Consider the following 18,531-nt stretch of genomic DNA (forward strand, 5'->3'; position numbering starts at 1 on the left):
ACATTCCATCACGACAGGCACCCGGTCAAGGACGCCCGCCGCTACAAACCTCAATTCAAGCTGGCACCCGAAATCTTCACGATCTCCTGATACTTCGCCTTCTCGGCCTTCACAAAATCAGCAAACGCTTCAGGCGTCATCGCGCCCGCTTCGGAGCCCATCGTCAGCAGACGCTGCTTCACATCCGCCTGCCCCATCGCCTCGGCATAGGCCTTGTTCAGCTTGGCCACCACCGGCGCCGGCGTGCCGCCCGTCGTGAATACCCCGAACCACGTGCCCAGGTCAAAACCCTTCACGCCCGATTCCTCGACGGTCGGCACGTCAGCCAGCAGCGACGAGCGCTTGGCCGTCGTCACCGCCAGCGCCTTCACCTTGCCGTCCTTGATCAGCGGCGCCGACGCCGCCAGATTGTCGAACATGAAGTCCGACTGGCCCGACAGCAGCGCCAACTGCGCCGGCGCCGCGCCCTGGTAGGGGATGTGCTCCACATTGATGCCGGCCCGCGCTTTCAGCAGCTCGCCCGACAGGTGGCCCGCGCTGCCATTGCCGCCCGAACCGTAATTCAGCTTGCCCGGATTCTTCTTTGCGTATTCGATCAAGTCCGCCAGCGTCTCGATCTTGTTCTTCTGCGCGAACTCCAGATTCATCACCAGCACGTTCGGCACCGCCGCCACGATCGTCACCGGCGCAAAATCCTTCACCGGGTCGTACGGCAGGTTGGCGAAAAGCCACGGATTGATCGCGTGCGTTGCCACCGCGCCCATCACCAGCGTGTAGCCGTCAGGCTGCGCCTTGGCCACCAGGTCCGCGCCGATATTGCCGCCCGCGCCCGAACGGTTTTCCACGATCACCGGCTGACCCAGCGAACCGCGCACCTTTTCCGCCAGCATGCGCGCCATCGTATCCAGCGGCCCGCCGGGCGGGTAAGGCACCACGAAACGGATCGGCTTGGTCGGGAAGTCAGCTGCCTGCGCCAGCGCCGGGGCGCCGAAAGGCAGGGTTGCGGCCAGCGCCACGGCGCCTTGCAACAGGGCGCGGCGCATCGCGCTGCGGGGGGTATTCGTCATGGTGTGTTCTCCTCACTCTGTAATCAATGGCGGTCAGTAGCATACCCCACGCACGTGGCTGCCGTAACAAAGGGATACCTGGAATATGCCCCCGACTTCCCGGGTTTGCCGAACGCCGCCCAAAGAAAAACCGCCCGAAGGCGGTTTGGCGGATCAGCGCGCGATCAGTGCAGGATCTGGCTCAGGAAGAGCTTGGTCCGTTCGTTCTGCGGGTTGTCGAAGAACTCGTCCGGGGTGTTCTGTTCGATGATCTCGCCGCGGTCCATGAAGATCACGCGGTTCGCGACCTTGCGCGCAAAACCCATTTCGTGCGTCACGCAGATCATCGTCATGCCGCTTTCCTGGGCCAGGCTCACCATCACGTCCAGCACTTCCTTCACCATTTCCGGATCCAGCGCCGACGTCGGCTCATCGAACAGCATGATCTTGGGGTTCATGCACAGCGACCGCGCGATCGCCACGCGCTGCTGCTGGCCGCCCGACAGCTGGCCCGGAAACTTCTTGGCCTGCTCCGGAATGCGCACGCGCTCCAGGTACTTCATTGCGGTGGCTTCCGCTTCCGCGCGCGGCTTCTTGAGCACCCACATGGGTCCCAGCGTCAGGTTTTCCAGCACCGTCAGATGCGGGAAAAGATTGAAGTGCTGGAACACCATGCCAACGTCCTTGCGGATCGTCTCGATGTGCTTCAGGTCATTGGTGAGCTCCGTGCCGTCCACGATGATGTGGCCCTTCTGGTGCTCTTCAAGGCGGTTGATGCAGCGGATCATCGTGGACTTGCCCGAACCCGAGGGTCCGCACACCACGATGCGCTCGCCTGGCGCCACGTCCAGGTTGATGTTGCGCAACACGTGGAACTGGCCGTACCACTTGTTCACGTCCTGCAAACGAATAATGGCATCCGACATGCCTGTACTCCCGTAAGTATCGCGGTGCGCGCCCGCCTGGCGGCGGACGCGCGGCAAATTGCTAGCGTGCGTGACCCGTGGCCAGGCGTTTTTCCAGCGCCTGGCTGTATTTGGACATGGAGAAGCAGAAGACGAAGTAGATCAGCGAAATGAACAGGTACGCTTCCACCCCGAATCCGCGCCATGCCGCATCGGACAAGGCTGCCTTGGCCGCCAGCGTCAGGTCGAAAATGCCGATGATCACCACCAGCGACGTGTCCTTGAACAGCGCGATGAAGATGCTGACCAGCGGCGGAATCACGATCTTGAGCGCCTGCGGCAGAATGATCTTGCGCATCTGCTGCCAGTAGTTCAGGCCCAGCGAATCCGCGCCCTCGTACTGTCCCTTCGGAATCGCCTGCAAACCGCCCCGCACCGTTTCCGCGATGTAGGCCGCGGCGAACATGATGATTGCGATCTGCGCGCGCAGCAGCTTGTCGATCGAAAAGCCTTCCGGCAGGAACAACGGCAGCATCACCGACGACATGAACAGCAGGCTGATGAGCGGCACGCCGCGGATCAGCTCGATGTACACGACGCACAGCGCCTTGATCGCCGGCATCTTCGAGCGCCGGCCCAAGGCCAGCAGCACGCCGATCGGGAACGCGAAGGCGATGCCGAACGTGGACAGGATGAGCGTCAGCGGCAGGCCGCCCCAACGCGCGTTTTCCACGTAGGTCAGGCCGAACACGCCGCCCCACATCAGCAGCGCCACGGCCGTCAGGCCCACGGTCCAGATGACGGCAAGCTTCCAGTTCCAGAAACGGCGGATGCCGCTGCAGACGATCACGCCCACCAGGATGACGGTGGCGATCAGCGGCCGCCATTGTTCATCGTAGGGATAGGTGCCGAACAGGATCAGCCGGTGCTTTTCAATGATGAACGCCCAGCAGGCGCCGCCGGCGGCGCGGCACTCCTGCGCGTTCGTGGCGTCGAAGCTGGCCTTGATGAAGGCCCATTCAACCAGCGCCGGCACCGACATCAGCAGGAACCACGCGAGCAGCACCGTGATGAGGATGTTCAGCGGCGACGAGAACAGGCGCGTCCTGAGCCACGCCCAGGCTCCGGTCTGGTTGCTGGGCGGCGGCAGGGCTTCGCTGGGGGTATGCGTAGTGCTGCTCATATCAACGCTCCACCAGCGCGATGCGCTTGTTGTACCAGTTCATGAAGATCGAGATCGACAGGCTGACCGTCAGGTACGCGCCCATGATGATGAGAATGCCCTCGATGGCCTGGCCCGTCTGGTTCAGCGTCGTGTTCACCACCGACACGATGTCGGGGTACCCGATGGCCACGGCCAGCGAGCTGTTCTTCGTCAGGTTCAGGTACTGGCTGGTCATCGGGGGGATGATGACGCGCAGCGCCTGCGGCAGGATCACCAGGCGCAGCACCTTCGAGCGCGGCAGGCCCAGCGAGCCCGCGGCTTCCCATTGGCCATTGCTGACCGCCTGGATGCCCGAGCGCACCACTTCGGCAATGAACGCCGATGTGTAGATCACCAGACCCGCCAGCAGCGCGGCGAATTCCGGCGACAGCGTCAGGCCACCCGAGAAGTTAAAGCCCTTGAGCGCCGGCATGTCCAGCGTCAGCGACGCGCCGCTGACCAGCCAGCCGATGAACGGCAGCCCGATCAAGAGGCCGATGGCCCAGCGGCCCAGCGGGAACATGTGGCCGGTGGCCTCATGGCGTTTCTTGCCGTAGTGGCCCAGGACGATGATCGCGACGATCGCCAGTCCCAGCCCGGCCAGCATCCAGTCGAGCGAGTTGCCTTCCAGCGCCGGCACTTTCAGGCCGCGGTTGGAAATGAACACGCCCGGCAGCGGATTGTGCGCCTGGCGCGGACCCGGCATGTTCTCGGTGATCAGCGCATACCAGAAGAAGAGCTGCAGCAGCAGCGGCACGTTGCGCATCACCTCGACATACACAGAGGTGATCTTGGCCACGAGCCAGTTCTTGGACAGGCGGCCGATGCCGATGAGCGTGCCCAGGATGGTCGCCAGCACGATGCCAAGGACGGCGACGCGCAGCGTGTTGAGCAGGCCGATCACGATGGCTCGGCCGTAAGTGTCAGAGGGGGAATAGGCGATGGCGGTTTCGCCGATGGCAAAGCCCGCCTCGCGGTTCAGGAAGCCGAAGCCCGTGGCGATGTTGCGCACGGACAGGTTGTGGAGCGTGTTTGAAACCAGGAACCACACGGCCCAGGCTACCGCGGTCAGCGCAATTACCTGGTAGACCACGGAGCGCACGCCGGGATCGTTCCAGTTCAGACGCCGTGGGGGTGCCGAAATCGGGGCGTTTTTGTTGGGAGTCATCATGATGAATCTACAGAAGTCGGACACCGGGTGGCAGGCCCGAAAAGCCGCGCCACCCACTTCTGCCGCCCGCCCGAAGGCGGGTTAGGGCCTGTCCAGAATACACGTCCTGTGCAGACAGGCCCTAGGCATGACGGAGAGCCGTGCTCCGCCATGCCAGGCAGCCGCGCGTCAGCGCACCGGCCAGCCGTACATCAAGCCACCTTGCTTGTACGAAGCGTTCAAGCCGCGCTCCAGCTTCATCGCGCTGTTCTTGCCCAGCGTGGCTTCGAAGCTTTCGCCGTAGTTACCCACGTTCTTGATGATGTTGTAGGCCCACTTGTCGTCCACGCCCAGGTTCTTGCCCATGCCCGGGGTCACGCCCAGGATGCGCTGGATGTTGGGATTGGGGCTCTTGAGCATTTCGTCGACGTTGGCCTTGGTGATGCCGTATTCCTCGGCTTCCAGCATGGCGTTCAGCGACCAGCGCACGATGTTGAACCACTGCTCGTCGCCCTGGCGCACCATGGGACCCAGCGGTTCCTTCGAGAAGTCTTCCGGCAGGATGACGAACTTGTCCGGGTTCTCGAGCGTGGTGCGGGTCGAGGCGAGCTGCGACTTGTCGGTCGTGAACGCATCGCAACGGCCGGCCGAGAAGGCGCGGATGATTTCGTCGTACTTGTCGATCACGACCGGCTTGAATTCGATCTTCTGGCTGCGGAACCAGTCGGCGAGGTTCAGTTCGGTGGTGGTGCCCGGCTGCACGCAGATGGTGGCGCCGTTCAGTTCCTTGGCGCTCTTGACGTTCAGGTCCTTGGAGACCATGACGCCCTGGCTGTCGTAGTAGTTCACGCCCACGCCGATCAGGCCCAGCGTCGTGTCACGGGTCAGCGTGACGGTGGTGTTGCGGGTCAGCACGTCGACTTCGCCGGATTGCAGCGCGGTGAAGCGTTGCTGGGTGTTCAAGGGCGTGAACTTGACCTTGGTCGCGTCGCCGAACATGGTCGAGGCGATGGCGCGGCACATGTCCACGTCGATACCCTTGTATTCGCCCTTGCTGTCAGCGATGGAGAACCCCGGGATGCCCGTCGAAACCCCACACTGGACAAACCCTTTCTTCTTGACGTTATCGAAGGTTGCGCCCGCATTGGCAGCCGAGGATGCAGCGAACAGGGCAGCGCCAATGGCAGCGAGTTTCAGTACTTTCATCGTGATCTCCGTGTGGGATGAAGCGAATCCAAAGCAAAGGCCGGGTTGGGCCCACGCATGGGGCGGATGGTAGCGTCCGAAAAGCACGCGGCGCATCCGGGAATTCCCTTGAAATATAGGGACACTGGATGAAATGAAACGCTGTTTTTGACTAAAAACAGGGACGCGCTTTCAGATTTAAGAACATGTGTTTCAGCCGGCCGAATGATGCGCATAGGTTCCGACCGCGCCAACAGATGTAGGCCACCTTACTGTCCCCGAGTTACTATGGCGGCTTCATCTGACAGCCGCCATGATCGAATTCCAGCACGTATTCAAATCGTATGGTCGCGGCCGCAATATTCTGGCCGACATCAACTTCCGCGTGAGCGCGGGAGAGTTCGTTTTCGTATCGGGGCCGTCCGGCGCCGGCAAGTCCACGCTGCTCAAGCTGATCGGCGGTCTTGAGCCCGCCAGCCGGGGGTCCATCCAGGTGAACGGGCAGCGGCTGGACAAGCTGCCTGCGCGCGCCCGGCCCTACCTGCGCCGCGCGGTCGGCGTCATCCTGCAGGACACGCACCTGCTGTTCGATCGAAGCGCGTTCGAAAACGTGATGCTGCCGCTGGCGGTCCAGGGCCATCCCTGGGATTCCGCCGCGTCGCGCGCCCGCGCCGCCCTGGACAAGGTCGGACTGTCGGGCAAGGAAGACCTCAACCCGATCGAGCTTTCGGGCGGCGAGCAGCAGCGCCTGGCCATCGCCCGGGCCATCGTCAACCGGCCCGCCATCCTGATTGCGGACGAACCCACCGCCAACCTCGACCACGACAACGCGCAACGCATCATGAACGTGTTCCGCGACTTCAACCGCGTCGGCGTCACCACGCTGATCGCCTCGCACGACCAGGAACTCATGGCGCGCTACGCCACCCGCACCCTGCGGATCGAGCCGGGCAAGTTTGCCGACTCCCACGGCCCCGCCACCCCCACGGACGGCATGGCCGCACAGGCTGCGCCGGCACGCGCCGCCCGCACCGAGCCAGGCCTTGGCCATCCGGGAGAGTCCGCATGAACGCCTGGCTGCGGCAACATCGCTACGCGCTGCTGGTCACGCTGCGCCGGCTGATCAAACAACCTTTCTCCTCGCTCGCCAACCTGTTGGTCATGGCGCTGGCGCTGGCGCTGCCGCTCTTGGGCAGCGCCATCCTGGTGTCGGTGCAACCCGTGGCGCGGGAAATGTCCGTCACGCCGGAGGTCACCGTCTTCATGCGTGTGGACGCGCCGGCGGGCGCCGCCGCGGACGTGGCCAAGCGCATCAAGGACGACTACCCGCAGGACGTGCGCGCCGTGCGCGTGGTGGGCCGCGAAAGCGCCTTGGCCGACCTGCGCGCCAACCCCGCCTGGCAGGAGGCGCTGGCCGTGCTGCCCGGCAATCCGCTGCCCGATGCGGTCGTCGTCACGCTGGCCGATGGCGACAACCTGGCCGGACGCGCCGACACGCTGGCCTCGGCCTGGAAGCAATGGAACCACGTGGACCTCGTCCAGCTGGACAGCGCCTGGGTTCAGCGGCTGGAAGCCATCCTGCGCTTCGCGCGGATCGGCCTGGGATTCCTGGCCGCGTGCGTGGCGGTCGTGGTGCTGGCCACGGTCTTTAACACCGTGCGCATGCAGGCGCTGTCGCAACGCGAGGAAATCGGCGTGGCGCGGCTGGTCGGCGCGACCGAATCGTTCGTGCGGCGGCCGTTCCTTTACTTGGGCGCGCTGTCCGGCGCCCTGGCATCCTTGCTGGCCATCGGCGTCGCGGCGGTCGCGCTGTCGCCCCTGAACGAGGCCCTGCTGGGACTGGCCCGAAGCTACGGGGCGGAGTTCGCCCTGCACCTGCCGGGCGCCCCCGTCCTGATCGGCGCGGTCGTCGCCTCCGCCGCGCTCGGTGCGCTGTCTGCCCGCTGGTCGGTCACGCGCAGCACCCGGTTCTGACGCCGCCGCGAGGGGGGCCCGCCCCCTCAGCTACTGCCGTCCGCGCCCGGCCCGCCGTCTGTGTCTTATCTGCCGGCGGGTCTAAAGGTCCGTTTGAAGCCCCTTCCTCCCCGTGATCCGGGGAAAGACCCCCAAATGCCCTGTGTACGATGACTGCCTGCCATCCGTGCGGGCCGGTTTGCGTGCGGGGCGCAGGTACAAGTTCCAATAAACGACGCTTTGGTCGTATTTACACAGTTTTCTTCCAAGCGCTGCCGGGATATGCAAGAATAAAGCGACATTTTTGTACATTTTTTGTCACAATTACCGCTTCCGCTCGCATTTCAGTGTCTCAATCGCCGTTTTTGCCCAGATATCCGTCCCATGGCCGCTCTTGAAGCCCGCGCAACACGTCACTACTACGACAGCGCGTTCCAATCTCAGGCAGTGAAAGTGCTCCCCAACGAGTACTACGTCACCAACGAGAACATGATGATCTCGACCGTGCTGGGGTCCTGTGTGGCGGCGTGCATCCACGACCCGGTGACGGGCGTGGGCGGCATGAACCACTTCATGCTGCCCGAGGGCGACATGCAGTCCCCCGCGTCGGCCACCATGCGCTATGGCGCCTTTGCGATGGAAGTGCTGATCAACGAACTGCTCAAGGCCGGCGCCTCGCGCGACCGCCTGGAAGCCAAGGTGTTCGGCGGCGGCGCGGTGCTGGCAGCCATGCAGCAGATGAACATCGGCGAGCGCAACGGCCAATTCGTCCTGAACTACCTGAAGACCGAAGGCATCCCCGTCAAGGCGCAGGATCTGGGCGACGTGCACGCGCGCCGCATCAATTACTTCCCGCGCGACGGCCGGGTGATGGTGCGCAAGATGGCGCCGCACCACCAGCGCGCAGAAGAGATCATCGCCAAGCGCGAACAGGAAGCCGCGCAAAGCGCGGCGGCCAAGACCGCCACGCCGCAACGGGTCGAGCGCTTTGCGCGGCCGGGCGTCGAACGTTTCGACCGTCCAGGCGTGGAACGGCTGGATCGTCCCGGCGTCGAGCGTTTCGACCGTCCTGCTGCCCGCCCCGGCGTGGAGCGCTTTGACCGCCCTGCCCGGCCTGGCGTCGAGCGCTTTGACCGGCCCGCTGCGGCCGACGCCGCCCCCGCCCAAGCGGCCCGACCCAGCGCGGCGCGCCCCGGCGTCGAGCGCTTTGATACCGGACTGACCCGGCGCCCCAAGCCGTAACCCGGCCGGCCCGCCGCGCAGGGCGGCAGCGTGCAATAGCGGTTGGGCGTCCTACAATCTGCGCATGTCCACCCTCCGCCTCTTCTACGCGCTATGGCCGTCCCCTTCGCTGGCGGCGTCTCTTGCCGGTTGGGCAGAGCAGGCCAGGCTGACATGCGGCGGACGCGCCATGCGCACCGAGACGCTGCATCTGACGCTGGCATTCCTGGGGCCGGTCGACAGCGCCCTGGCCGATGAACTGGCCGCCGCCACGCCCGAACGCAGGCTGGCGCCGGGCGACGTGCCGCTGGAACGCTATGGGGTGTTCAGCCGCCAGCGCATCCTGTGGGCGGGCCCATCCGAAACGCCTTTCGGCCTGCAGCAAGCCCACGACGATCTCTGGCGGTGGCTGTCCGGCTACGGCCTCACCCCGCCCACCCAGCCTTTTCGCCCGCACGTCACGCTGCTGCGCAACATCACGCAGGCCGAGCCGCCAGACGACGCGCCCGCGCCGCTGGCCTGGCATTACGACCGCATGGTGCTGGTCGCGTCCGAGTCGCTGACCGGCGGCAGCCGCTACCGCATCGTCGCGCAATCCCGGCCGCTCGGCGGCTAGGGCACAATCGTACGGTTGCCAATACCTGGGACCCCCATGATCATCCTGCTGGATCAAGACGGCGTGCTGGCCGATTTTGAACACGCCTTCATCGACGCCTGGCGCGCGCGCCACCCTGACGTCGCGCCCGTGGCGTTCGAGAACCGCAAGTCCTTCTACATCCGCGAGGACTACGCCCCCGAACTACGCGGGATGGCCGAGGCCATCTACACGGCGCCGGGCTTCATCCGCAACCTGCCGCCGGTCCCGGGCGCTCTGGAGGCCTTCAAGGAGTTGCTGGCGCTGGGAATGGACGTGCGGATCTGCTCGTCGCCGCTGTCCCAGTTTGAAAACTGCGTCGCCGAGAAATACCTGTGGGTGGAAAAGAACCTGGGCCGCGAGGCCACCAACCGGCTGATCCTGACCAAGGACAAGACGCTGGTGCAGGGCCATCTGCTGATCGACGACAAGCCGCATATCGAAGGCGCCGCGCGGCCGCGCTGGAAGCACATTCTGTTCGATGCGCCCTACAACCGCGAGGTGACGGACCGCCCGCGCATCAACTGGCAGAACTGGCGCAACGTGCTGGCCGGCGAGCTCTATACGGCAGACGCCTGACTCCGGCTGAATCCTGTTCAGGCGTCATCGTTTGGGACTATCCTGTGGAGTCGTACGCCCCACCCGGGAGGAGCCCGCGCCATGAATCTGTACCGCCTGCTCAAGCAGCGAGAAGCCGACCACAAGCCTCTGCGAGTCGCATTATTGGGCGCCGGAAAGTTCGGCGCCATGTTCATGAGCCAGGCCCCGCGCACGCCGGGCATCCGCCTGGTGGCGGTGGCGGATCTGGTGCCCGACCGGGCCCGCGCCGCGCTGACCCGTGTCGGCTGGCCGGCCGGCGCGCTCAACGCCAGCAGCATCAATGACGCTTACAAGAACGGCAAGGTCTATTTCTGCGACGATGCGCGCACCGTCATCGCCAGCCCCGACGTCGACATCGTCATCGACGCGACCGGCCAGGCCGCCGCCGGCATCACGCACGTGCTCACCTGCTGCGAATACGGCAAGCACATCATCATGGTCAACGTGGAGGCCGACGCGCTGGCCGGGCCGCTGCTGGCGCGCCGCGCGCGCGAAGCGGGCATCGTCTATTCGCTGGCCTACGGCGACCAGCCCGCCCTGATCTGCGAAATGGTGGACTGGGCGCGCGCCAGCGGCTTCGAGGTCATGGCCGCGGGCAAGGGCACCAAGTATCTGCCCGAATTCCACACGTCCACCCCCGACACCGTCTGGCCGTATTACGGCTTCACCGCCGAAATGGTGGCGGCGGGCGACTTCAACGCGCAGATGTTCAACAGCTTTCTGGACGGCACCAAGAGCGCCATCGAGATGGCGGCCGTCTCCAATGCCACGGGTCTTTTGCCGTCGCCCTCGGGCCTGCACTTTCCGCCTTGCGGCGTGGATGATCTGGCGCGCGTGCTGCGTCCCCGCGAGGACGGCGGCATGCTGCATCATCGCGGCCAGGTCGAGGTGATCTCGTCGCTGGAACGCGACGGACGGCCGGTGTTCCGGGATCTGCGCTGGGGCGTGTATGTCACGCTTGCGGCCGACAGCGACTACGTGCGGCGCTGCTTTCAGGAATATGGCCTGGTCACCGATCCCAGCGGCAACTTCACCGCCATGTACAAGCCCTACCACCTGATCGGCCTGGAACTGGGCATCAGCGTGGCCAGCGTGGGCCTGCGGCGCGAGCCCACCGGTGCGCCCGCGGGCTGGCACGGCGACGTCGTGGCCACCGCCAAGCGCGACTTGCAGGCCGGCCAGATCCTGGACGGCGAAGGCGGCTACACGGTGTACGGGCGCCTGATGCCTGCCCCCGATTCGGTCGAGGAAGGCTATCTGCCGCTGGGCTTGTCGAACAAGGTCAAGCTGAAGAACCCCGTGCGCCAGTCGCAGGCGATCCGCTGGCGCGACGTGGAATACGACGAACGCTCGACGGCGGTGCAGTTCCGCCGCGAGATGGAGCAGACCTTCGCGTAGGCGCGGCCCGGCACCGCGGTCACACGGGCGCGGGGCGCTCCGCCTGGAACAACCGCAGCCGGTCCGCCGCGTTGCGCAGGTGCTCTTCGGCGGCGCGGCCCGCGGCGTCGGAGTCGCCGGCTTCAATGGCGGCAAAGATGGCCTGATGCTCGCTCTGCACGGCGGCCATGCGCTCGGCATACCTGCGCGCCGTGTTGTTGCGCGCGCTGCGGATGACGCGGCGCACATTCGCTTCCAGGTAGTCGTTCAGCGCCACCAGGTGCGGGTTGTGCGTGGCCTGCACGATGGCCTGGTGGAATTGATAGTCTTCCTCGTCGCCCAGCTTGTCGTTGATGAGCGCGTACTCCATGCCCACCAGCGCCTGCCGCATCTTCTTCAGGTCGGGCTCGGTGCGCCGCTGCGCCGCGTAGCGCGCCGCCGTGACTTCAATGGACAGCATCAGTTCCAGGATGTGCTCCAGGTCCTGGTTGTCGCCCGGCGTGGGCGCGGCGATGCGAAATGCGTTCTTCTGGAAATTCGGGTCGACGAACACGCCGCTGCCCTGCTGCGACGTGACCAGCCCTTCGGACTTGAGACGGGCCAGGGCCTCGCGCACGACCGCGCGGCTGACCGAGTGCATCTCGGTCAGCTGCTTTTCGGTCGGCAGGCGATCGCCGGGGGCCAGCACGCCTTGGCGTATCTGGTCGGCCAGGGCGTCCGCCACCGCCGCCGATAGCGAGCTGCGGGGCGCGGCGCGCGCCGGATCGGGTTCTTGACTTGGCTGCATGTGGATCGTTCGAACGTGAGGGCGGCGCGCGGGCGCGTCGGCCATGGTTATAGGAATGTCTCGCGTGGTGGTCCCGACAGGCTGGTTCGCGGCAGCGCCCTGGAAATTATAGGTTTGCCGGTTTTTCCCGGCGCGCCGCGTTCTGGCACTTTACGCGATATAGATCCCGCCATTGACCTGCATGACCTCGCCCGTCACGAAGGCTGCCAGCGGCGAACACAGGAAGGCGATGGTCCCGGCGATTTCCTCGGCCGTGCCAAAGCGGCGCAGCGGCGTGCTTTCCAGCAGCTGCGCGCCCTTCTGCCCGATCAGGTCGTGCGTCATGGAGGTGGCGATGATGCCGGGCGCCACCGCGTTCACGCGGATCTGCGGGGCCAGCTCCAGCGCCAGGCTGCGGGTGAAGCTTTGCACCGCGCCCTTGGACGCGGCGTAGGCGGCGTGCGCGTAGCTGCCGCGCTGCGCCGCCAGCGACGTCAGGAGGACGATCGAACCGTCATGGCGCAGATGGCGCTGGGCGGCGCGGCACACGTAGAACGTGCCGTCCAGGTTCACGCGCATCAGCGTGCGCCAGGACTCGTCGCTGGTGTCCTTGACGAGCTGCTCGGGGTAGATGCCCGCGCAGTGGACCAGATGGTCAAGCCCGCCAAAGTGCCGGGCCGCTGCCTCGAACACCCGTTCGCAATCGTGCGGCACCGATACGTCCAGCGCGTGCGTGTAGACGCGCTGCCCGCTGGGATCGAGCTCGGCCGCCACTTCCTGCAGCCGCGCGTTGTCGATGTCGGTCAGCACCAGCCGCGCGCCATGCGCGGCCATGAGGCGCGCCGTGGCCAAGCCGATGCCATTGCCCGCGCCGGTGATGGCGGCAACCTGCCCCTCGAACGAAATCATCCTGTCTCCTGAAGCTGTTTTTGGCGGCCCGCGTCGCTTTCGCGGCAGCGGCTCGAATTCAGATTGAACGCCTGAATCGGTTGCTTGACACGAGAAAAACGCTTGCCCTATGATTTATCGGACAACTTAATAAAGTTGCCTGACAACTTGTTCGCCAAAGCGTAAATCAACTGCCGCTTTCAGGCAAGTCAGTCAGAAAAACACGGCGTCACGCCGCATAAACAGGCAGGGGACAACCAGGTGAACTTCACCGGCAGCATGACCGCATCCGCGCCCTCGGCACGTCCGACGGCGCACTTTCAGACGCCCCGGCGGCTTCATGCCCTGCCCGGCCGGCGCCTCGCCCCGGCGCCCCGCGCGTCCACGGCCGGCGCCATTGCCTCATCTTCGCGCCACATCGCCTGCCCGCCCTCGCGGCGCGCGGGCGATGCGGCGTGCGCACCTGCCTGACCCACGCAAATCAACACACTCCCGTTCCACGGAGGAGACACGCATGAAATTGGCTTTCACCACCGGTCTGCTGTGCCTGGCCGGACTCGCCGCCACCGCCCACGCCGCACCCGTCAAGATCGGCCTGATCGAAACGCTGTCGGGCCCGCAGGCCTCGACCGGCCTGATGTTCCGCGCCGCCGTCAAATACGAGCTGGACCGCATCAACGCCGCTGGCGGCTGGAACGGCCAGCCGCTGGAGCTGGTGGAGTTCGACAACCAGGGTGGCCCCGTGGGCGCCTCGGACCGTTTCCGTGCCGCAGCCGCCGAGGGCGTGCAGGTGCTGGTGCAGGGGTCGTCCTCGGCCATTTCGGGCCAGCTCACCGAAGACGTGCGCAAGCACAACCTTCGCAACCCGGGCAAGGAGATCGTATTCCTGAACGTGGGCGGCGAAGCGCTGGAGCTGACCGGACAGAAGTGCCACTTCTACCACTTCCGCTTCACCACCAACGCCGACCTGCGCGTGAAGGCGCTGGCATCCGTCATGTCCGCCGACGGCACGCTGGGCAAGCGCGTGTACGCGATCAACCAGAACTACTCGTGGGGCCAGGACATGGAAGGCGCGACCGAGCGCTTTGCCAAGGAGTACGGCTACGAGGTCGTGGGCAAGACGCTGCACGAGGTCAACAAGATCCAGGACTTCGCGCCCTATGTCGCGCGCATCCGCTCGGCCACGCCCGACACCGTGGTCACCGGCAACTGGTCCAACGACCTGCTGCTGCTCATGAAGGCCACGCAGGCCGCTGGCCTGAAGGTGCGGTTTGCCACGGTGTTCCTGGACCAGGTCGGCAACCTGGCCAACGCCGGCGAGGTCGCGCTGGGCCATTACATCGCGCACCCGTACAACATCGAGGCCGCGGGCGAGGAAGGCGCGGCGTTCGCAGAGGACTACAAGTCCAAGACCGGCCACTACCCCAGCTACACCGAGCCGCAGACCGTGATCGGCGTGCGCTTCCTGGGCGAGGCCTTGAAGCAGGTCAAGCCGCAGGACGGCAAGCTGCCGGTGCCCGAACTGGCGCTGGCGCTGGAGAAGGTCACCTACAAGTCGGCGTTGGGCGAATACACCATGCGCGCCGACGACCATCAGGTGCAGTTGCCGATGGTGGTGTCCAAGGTGGGCAAGAACGCCAAGTACAAGGCCGACGGCACCGACATGGGCTTCGAACCGGTGAAGGTGCTGGCCGCGGCGGACGTGTCCGCGCCGGTGCAGGGCACCTGCAAGATGCAACGTCCGAAGTGATGCCCGCGCGGCGGGCTGTGCGCTGAACTGCGCGCGGGCCGCCGCCGGCACATGACAAGCGCACTCCCGGCGCGGGCCGGGCAAAAACAACGTGCGCAATCGCTCGCGGGACGCCTGGCGTCCCGCGCAAGAATACTGGAGCGGACATGGAATACTTTACCGTCTCGCTGTTGAACGGCGTGATCTACGGCCTGCTGCTATTCATGGTGTCGGCAGGCCTGACACTGATTTTCGGGATGATGGGTGTGCTGAACTTCGCGCACGCATCGTTCTATATGATCGGCGCGTATGCCGCCTACACCCTCACGCCCGTCACGGGCTTCTGGACGGCGCTGGTGCTGGCCACGATCATCGCGGGCGTGCTGGGCATGGGCGTCGAACGCTTCTTCCTGCGCCGCGTGCACAAGTTCGGCCACGCGCAGGAACTGCTGGTCACCTTCGGGCTGGCGTTCATCGTCGCCGAGCTGATCAAGCTGTTCTACGGCGACTTTCCTGTCGACTACCGCGTGCCGCCGTTCCTGAACTTCGCGGCATTCCGCGTGTTCGACGCGGACTATCCGTTCTACCGCCTGCTGATGGGCGGCGTGTCGCTGGCGATGTTCGCCGTGATCTACCTGCTCTTGTCGCGCACCCGCGTCGGCATCGTGGTGCGCTCGGCCATCTACCGGCCGCGCATGGCCGAGGCGCTGGGCCACAACGTGCCGCTGGTCTTCATGAGCGTGTTCGGCGTGGGCGCGGCGATGGCGGGCCTGGCCGGCGCGGTCGCGGGCGCCTTCTACACCACCAACCCGAACATGGCGCTGGAACTGGGCGTGCTGGTGTTCGTGGTGGTCGTGGTGGGCGGCCTGGGCTCGCTGGAAGGCGCGATGATCGCGTCGCTGCTGATCGGCCTGATCAGCTCGTTCTCGGTCGGCATCGACGCCAGCCTGGCGACGCTATTTGGTCTGTTCGGCGCGCGTGAGTGGGCCGAAAGCGTGGGCGGGCTGATGACGGTGAAGATCTCCAGCCTGGCCGCAACGCTGCCGTTCCTGTTGATGCTGGTGGTGCTGCTGGTCAAGCCGTCGGGACTGAAGGGAGAGCAGGCATGAGCCATACCGCCACTTCCACCCGCCGCGCCACGGGCGCGCTGCTGTTGATCCTGTGCGTGGCCGCGCTGTGCGCGCTGCCGTGGCTGCTGCCTGCCGGGCAGCTCGTGGCGGCCGTGCAGATGCTGATCGCCGCGCTGTTCGCCTGCGCCTTCAACCTGCTGGCCGGCCAGGGCGGCATGCTGTCCTTTGGTCATGCCGCCTACTTCGGCGTTGGCACCTTCGCCACCATCCACGCGATGAATGCACTGGGCGGCGCGGGCCTATTGCCCACGCCGCTGATGCCGCTGGTGGGCGGCGTGGCCGGGCTGCTGTTCGGCCTGGTCGCCGGCTGGTTCGCCACCATGCGATCGGGCGTGTATTTTTCGATGATCACGCTGGCGCTGGCCGAGCTGCTGCACGCGCTGGCGCCGCACCTGAAAAGCGTCTTCGGCGGCGAGGCGGGCGTGTCCGCGATGCGCATGCCGGCATGGGGCTTTACCTTCGGCTCGGACATCGAGGTGTACTACCTGGTGCTGGCGTGGGTGCTGGTGTCGCTGGCCGCGCTGTATGGCCTGACGCGCACGCCGCTAGGCCGGCTGACGCTGGGCCTGCGCGAAAACGCCAACCGTCTGCGCTACCTGGGCTACCGCCCGCACGCGCTCAAGACCATGGTGTTCGCACTGTCGGCCATGTTTGCCGGCATCGCGGGCGGCTTGCAGGCGCTGAACATCGAAGCCGGCAACTACGTGCTGTTCGAGGTCAAGCTGTCCACCGACGCGGTGCTGTTCGCCTACATCGGCGGCGTCAATGCGTTCCTGGGACCGGTGCTGGGCGCCTCCATCCTGACCTTCCTGTCGCAGACGCTGGCCGACATCACGCGGTCGTGGCTGTTGTACCAGGGCATTCTCTTCGTGCTGGTGATGCTGTTCGTGCCGGACGGCCTGGTGGGCCTGGTGCAGCGCGCGGCCAAGTCGCTGCGCGAGCGCGGGCTGGCCAACTGGCTGCCGCGCGCCGCGGTCTCGGTGGCCGGGGGGCTGCTGCTCACCGGCGCCACCGTCTTCACCGTGGAACTGCTGCAACGCATGTTTGCGCGCGATTACCGCGCGCTCCTGGCCATGAACCCCGAGGCCGGCTGGCCCGCCATCCCGCTGTTCGGCCAGGAGTGGGCGCCGCTTGCGCTGTCGACCTGGCTGGTGCCGCTGGTGCTGTTTGCCGCGGGCCTTGCCGCCTGCCGCTGGGCGCTGGCCCTGTGGCGCGACACGGGCGAAGCCGCCCCCCTGCTGGAGCCCGCCCAATGAGCCACGAGATCCTGACCCTGACCGACGTGCGCAAATCCTTTGGTGAAGCGCAGATCATCCGCGGCGTGAACCTGGCGGTCGAAGCCGGCGAACGCCACGCCGTCATCGGCCCGAACGGCGCGGGCAAGTCCACGCTGTTTCACCTGATGTCGGGCTCGTTCGCGCCCACGTCAGGCGACATCAGCCTGCGCTCGCGCCCGATTGGCGGCCTGGCGCCCGAAGCCATCAACCGGCTCGGCCTGGCGCGTTCGTTCCAGATCACCAACGTGTTCCCGCGCCTGCCGGTGCGCGAAAACCTGCGCCTGGCGGTGCTGCGCATGCACGGCCTGGTCTACAACTTCTGGCGGCCCATCGCACGCAACCGCGCCGTCAACGAGGACGTGGACCGCCTGCTGGAGAAAGTGCGGCTGACGGCGCGCCAGAACACGGCGGCCGGCGACCTGAACTATTCCGAGCAGCGCTCGCTGGAAATCGGCATGACGCTGGCGTCGCGGCCCAAGGTGATCCTGCTGGACGAGCCCATGGCGGGCATGTCGCAGCACGAGGTCGACTACACGGTCGAACTCATCAAGGACGTGACGCGCGACTGCACCCTGCTGATCGTCGAGCACGACATGCAGGTGGTGTTCTCGCTGGCCGACCGCATCAGCGTGCTGGTCTACGGCGAAATCCTGGCCACCGGCACGCCCGCCGAAATTCGCGGCGATGCCCGCGTGCGCGAGGCCTACCTGGGAGAGGAAAAGGTATGACGACGCAATCCCCTCTCTTGTCGCTGCAGGGCGTGCATGCCCATTACGGCAAGAGCCACATCCTGCACGGCATCGACCTGTCGATCGGGCGCGGCGAAGTCGTCAGCCTGCTGGGCCGCAACGGCGCGGGCCGCTCCACCACCATGAAAAGCATCATGGGCCTGGTGGACGTGACCGGCGGCCAGATCGCGATGGAAGGCCGCGACATCACCAACAAGCGTCCCTTCGAGATCGCCCGCGCGGGCCTGGCCTTCGTGCCCGAGGAGCGCGAGGTGTTCGCCAACCTGACGGTGGACGAGAACCTGCGCATGGGCGAGCAGCCCCGGCGCGACGATGCGCCGTACTGGACCGTGGCGCAGATGTTCGACTACTTCCCGCGCCTGAGGGAACGCAGCAATACCCGCGCCGGCAACCTGTCGGGCGGCGAACAACAGATGCTGACCATGTGCCGCTCGCTGCTGGGCAACCCGAAGGTCATCCTGATCGACGAGCCCACCGAAGGGCTGGCGCCCAAGATCGTCGAGGTGATCGCCGACGTCATCCGGGATATCCACAAGCAGGGCGTGTCCGTCGTGCTGGTCGAACAGAAACTGACGATCGCGCTGAAGGTGTCCACCCGCGTCAGCGTCATGGGCCACGGCCGCATCGTGTTCGAAGGACCGCCCGCGCAGCTGCATGAGCGCCAGGACGTCGTCCAGGAATGGCTGGCGGTCTGAGCCGCCTTACGTACTCACCTTA

General features: G+C 65.9%; 18 protein-coding genes. 11 read left to right on the top strand and 7 right to left on the bottom strand.

Going from position 1 to position 18,531, the window contains the following annotated elements; genetic code table 11:
• Window positions 1-50: 50 nt before the first annotated feature.
• The 5 genes from V6V88_RS25085 to V6V88_RS25105 all read right to left on the bottom strand — a co-directional run bounded on the left by V6V88_RS25085 (window position 51) and on the right by V6V88_RS25105 (window position 5,511).
• Window positions 51-1,067, bottom strand: a complete 1,017-nt coding sequence (locus V6V88_RS25085) for a tripartite tricarboxylate transporter substrate binding protein (protein WP_338616904.1) — start codon at window positions 1,065-1,067, stop codon at window positions 51-53.
• 164 nt (window positions 1,068-1,231) lie between these two features.
• Complete coding sequence (locus V6V88_RS25090; RefSeq protein WP_056320495.1) at window positions 1,232-1,972, bottom strand: amino acid ABC transporter ATP-binding protein; 741 nt, start codon at window positions 1,970-1,972, stop codon at window positions 1,232-1,234.
• A gap of 61 nt (window positions 1,973-2,033) precedes the next feature.
• Window positions 2,034-3,134, bottom strand: a complete 1,101-nt coding sequence (locus tag V6V88_RS25095; RefSeq protein WP_128829065.1) for an amino acid ABC transporter permease — start codon at window positions 3,132-3,134, stop codon at window positions 2,034-2,036.
• Between the two features lies 1 nt (window position 3,135).
• On the bottom strand, window positions 3,136-4,326 hold the full coding sequence (locus V6V88_RS25100; RefSeq protein WP_338616906.1) for an amino acid ABC transporter permease: 1,191 nt from the start codon (window positions 4,324-4,326) through the stop codon (window positions 3,136-3,138).
• Window positions 4,327-4,494: 168 nt separating this feature from the next.
• Window positions 4,495-5,511 (bottom strand): amino acid ABC transporter substrate-binding protein, encoded by a 1,017-nt coding sequence (locus tag V6V88_RS25105; protein ID WP_062841275.1) that lies wholly within the window; start codon window positions 5,509-5,511, stop codon window positions 4,495-4,497.
• A gap of 292 nt (window positions 5,512-5,803) precedes the next feature.
• On the opposite strand from V6V88_RS25105, the gene V6V88_RS25110 reads away from it, so the two are divergent.
• The 6 genes from V6V88_RS25110 (at window position 5,804) to V6V88_RS25135 (ending at window position 11,296) form a co-directional block, all read left to right on the top strand.
• Entirely contained in the window at window positions 5,804-6,559 is a 756-nt protein-coding gene (locus tag V6V88_RS25110) for an ATP-binding cassette domain-containing protein (RefSeq protein ID WP_056320486.1), read from the top strand.
• Window positions 6,556-7,464 (top strand): permease-like cell division protein FtsX, encoded by a 909-nt coding sequence (locus V6V88_RS25115; protein WP_063954607.1) that lies wholly within the window; start codon window positions 6,556-6,558, stop codon window positions 7,462-7,464. The genes V6V88_RS25110 and V6V88_RS25115 overlap by 4 nt, the downstream gene beginning before the upstream one ends.
• Window positions 7,465-7,827: 363 nt before the next feature.
• A complete protein-coding gene (gene cheD / locus V6V88_RS25120) occupies window positions 7,828-8,685 on the top strand; it encodes a chemoreceptor glutamine deamidase CheD (protein ID WP_338616907.1) in 858 nt (285 codons plus the stop codon).
• Between the two features lie 64 nt (window positions 8,686-8,749).
• On the top strand, window positions 8,750-9,280 hold the full coding sequence (thpR, locus tag V6V88_RS25125; protein ID WP_223573357.1) for an RNA 2',3'-cyclic phosphodiesterase: 531 nt from the start codon (window positions 8,750-8,752) through the stop codon (window positions 9,278-9,280).
• Window positions 9,281-9,316: 36 nt separating this feature from the next.
• Window positions 9,317-9,877 carry a 5'-3'-deoxyribonucleotidase gene (locus tag V6V88_RS25130; RefSeq protein ID WP_062841277.1) on the top strand — a complete coding sequence of 187 codons (561 nt, stop codon included), beginning with the start codon at window positions 9,317-9,319 and terminating at the stop codon, window positions 9,875-9,877.
• 81 nt (window positions 9,878-9,958) lie between these two features.
• Entirely contained in the window at window positions 9,959-11,296 is a 1,338-nt protein-coding gene (locus tag V6V88_RS25135) for a flagellar biosynthesis protein FlgA (RefSeq protein ID WP_056320475.1), read from the top strand.
• Between the two features lie 19 nt (window positions 11,297-11,315).
• Here V6V88_RS25135 and V6V88_RS25140 read toward each other — a convergent pair whose 3' ends face one another.
• Window positions 11,316-12,062 carry a FadR/GntR family transcriptional regulator gene (locus V6V88_RS25140; RefSeq protein ID WP_062841278.1) on the bottom strand — a complete coding sequence of 249 codons (747 nt, stop codon included), beginning with the start codon at window positions 12,060-12,062 and terminating at the stop codon, window positions 11,316-11,318.
• A gap of 150 nt (window positions 12,063-12,212) precedes the next feature.
• Window positions 12,213-12,950, bottom strand: coding sequence for an SDR family NAD(P)-dependent oxidoreductase (locus V6V88_RS25145; protein WP_175234833.1), 738 nt, complete (start codon window positions 12,948-12,950; stop codon window positions 12,213-12,215).
• A 493-nt stretch (window positions 12,951-13,443) separates the two neighbouring features.
• On the opposite strand from V6V88_RS25145, the gene V6V88_RS25150 reads away from it, so the two are divergent.
• From V6V88_RS25150 to V6V88_RS25170, 5 genes are all read left to right on the top strand, one after another.
• Window positions 13,444-14,679, top strand: a complete 1,236-nt coding sequence (locus V6V88_RS25150; RefSeq protein WP_338616908.1) for a branched-chain amino acid ABC transporter substrate-binding protein — start codon at window positions 13,444-13,446, stop codon at window positions 14,677-14,679.
• A 146-nt stretch (window positions 14,680-14,825) separates the two neighbouring features.
• Window positions 14,826-15,767 (top strand): branched-chain amino acid ABC transporter permease, encoded by a 942-nt coding sequence (locus tag V6V88_RS25155; protein ID WP_056320465.1) that lies wholly within the window; start codon window positions 14,826-14,828, stop codon window positions 15,765-15,767.
• A complete protein-coding gene (locus tag V6V88_RS25160) occupies window positions 15,764-17,044 on the top strand; it encodes a branched-chain amino acid ABC transporter permease (protein WP_338616909.1) in 1,281 nt (426 codons plus the stop codon). Before V6V88_RS25155 ends, V6V88_RS25160 begins: the two co-directional genes overlap by 4 nt.
• Entirely contained in the window at window positions 17,041-17,793 is a 753-nt protein-coding gene (locus V6V88_RS25165) for an ABC transporter ATP-binding protein (protein ID WP_338616910.1), read from the top strand. Before V6V88_RS25160 ends, V6V88_RS25165 begins: the two co-directional genes overlap by 4 nt.
• Window positions 17,790-18,509 (top strand): ABC transporter ATP-binding protein, encoded by a 720-nt coding sequence (locus V6V88_RS25170; RefSeq protein WP_338616911.1) that lies wholly within the window; start codon window positions 17,790-17,792, stop codon window positions 18,507-18,509. Before V6V88_RS25165 ends, V6V88_RS25170 begins: the two co-directional genes overlap by 4 nt.
• The last annotated feature ends 22 nt before the right edge of the window (window positions 18,510-18,531 follow it).

Origin of the sequence: Achromobacter sp. E1 (assembly GCF_037039475.1) — a bacterium.
GTDB lineage: Bacteria > Pseudomonadota > Gammaproteobacteria > Burkholderiales > Burkholderiaceae_B > Achromobacter > Achromobacter mucicolens.

Bases quoted from the DNA above. Each gene is read 5' to 3' on its own strand.
- V6V88_RS25085 (WP_338616904.1), bottom strand. From the start codon at position 1,067: ATGACGAATACCCCCCGCAGCGCGATGCGCCGCGCCCTGTTGCAAGGC.
- V6V88_RS25090 (WP_056320495.1), bottom strand. From the start codon at position 1,972: ATGTCGGATGCCATTATTCGTTTGCAGGACGTGAACAAGTGGTACGGC.
- V6V88_RS25095 (WP_128829065.1), bottom strand. From the start codon at position 3,134: ATGAGCAGCACTACGCATACCCCCAGCGAAGCCCTGCCGCCGCCCAGC.
- V6V88_RS25100 (WP_338616906.1), bottom strand. From the start codon at position 4,326: ATGATGACTCCCAACAAAAACGCCCCGATTTCGGCACCCCCACGGCGT.
- V6V88_RS25105 (WP_062841275.1), bottom strand. From the start codon at position 5,511: ATGAAAGTACTGAAACTCGCTGCCATTGGCGCTGCCCTGTTCGCTGCA.
- V6V88_RS25110 (WP_056320486.1), top strand. From the start codon at position 5,804: ATGATCGAATTCCAGCACGTATTCAAATCGTATGGTCGCGGCCGCAAT.
- V6V88_RS25115 (WP_063954607.1), top strand. From the start codon at position 6,556: ATGAACGCCTGGCTGCGGCAACATCGCTACGCGCTGCTGGTCACGCTG.
- cheD (WP_338616907.1), top strand. From the start codon at position 7,828: ATGGCCGCTCTTGAAGCCCGCGCAACACGTCACTACTACGACAGCGCG.
- thpR (WP_223573357.1), top strand. From the start codon at position 8,750: ATGTCCACCCTCCGCCTCTTCTACGCGCTATGGCCGTCCCCTTCGCTG.
- V6V88_RS25130 (WP_062841277.1), top strand. From the start codon at position 9,317: ATGATCATCCTGCTGGATCAAGACGGCGTGCTGGCCGATTTTGAACAC.
- V6V88_RS25135 (WP_056320475.1), top strand. From the start codon at position 9,959: ATGAATCTGTACCGCCTGCTCAAGCAGCGAGAAGCCGACCACAAGCCT.
- V6V88_RS25140 (WP_062841278.1), bottom strand. From the start codon at position 12,062: ATGCAGCCAAGTCAAGAACCCGATCCGGCGCGCGCCGCGCCCCGCAGC.
- V6V88_RS25145 (WP_175234833.1), bottom strand. From the start codon at position 12,950: ATGATTTCGTTCGAGGGGCAGGTTGCCGCCATCACCGGCGCGGGCAAT.
- V6V88_RS25150 (WP_338616908.1), top strand. From the start codon at position 13,444: ATGAAATTGGCTTTCACCACCGGTCTGCTGTGCCTGGCCGGACTCGCC.
- V6V88_RS25155 (WP_056320465.1), top strand. From the start codon at position 14,826: ATGGAATACTTTACCGTCTCGCTGTTGAACGGCGTGATCTACGGCCTG.
- V6V88_RS25160 (WP_338616909.1), top strand. From the start codon at position 15,764: ATGAGCCATACCGCCACTTCCACCCGCCGCGCCACGGGCGCGCTGCTG.
- V6V88_RS25165 (WP_338616910.1), top strand. From the start codon at position 17,041: ATGAGCCACGAGATCCTGACCCTGACCGACGTGCGCAAATCCTTTGGT.
- V6V88_RS25170 (WP_338616911.1), top strand. From the start codon at position 17,790: ATGACGACGCAATCCCCTCTCTTGTCGCTGCAGGGCGTGCATGCCCAT.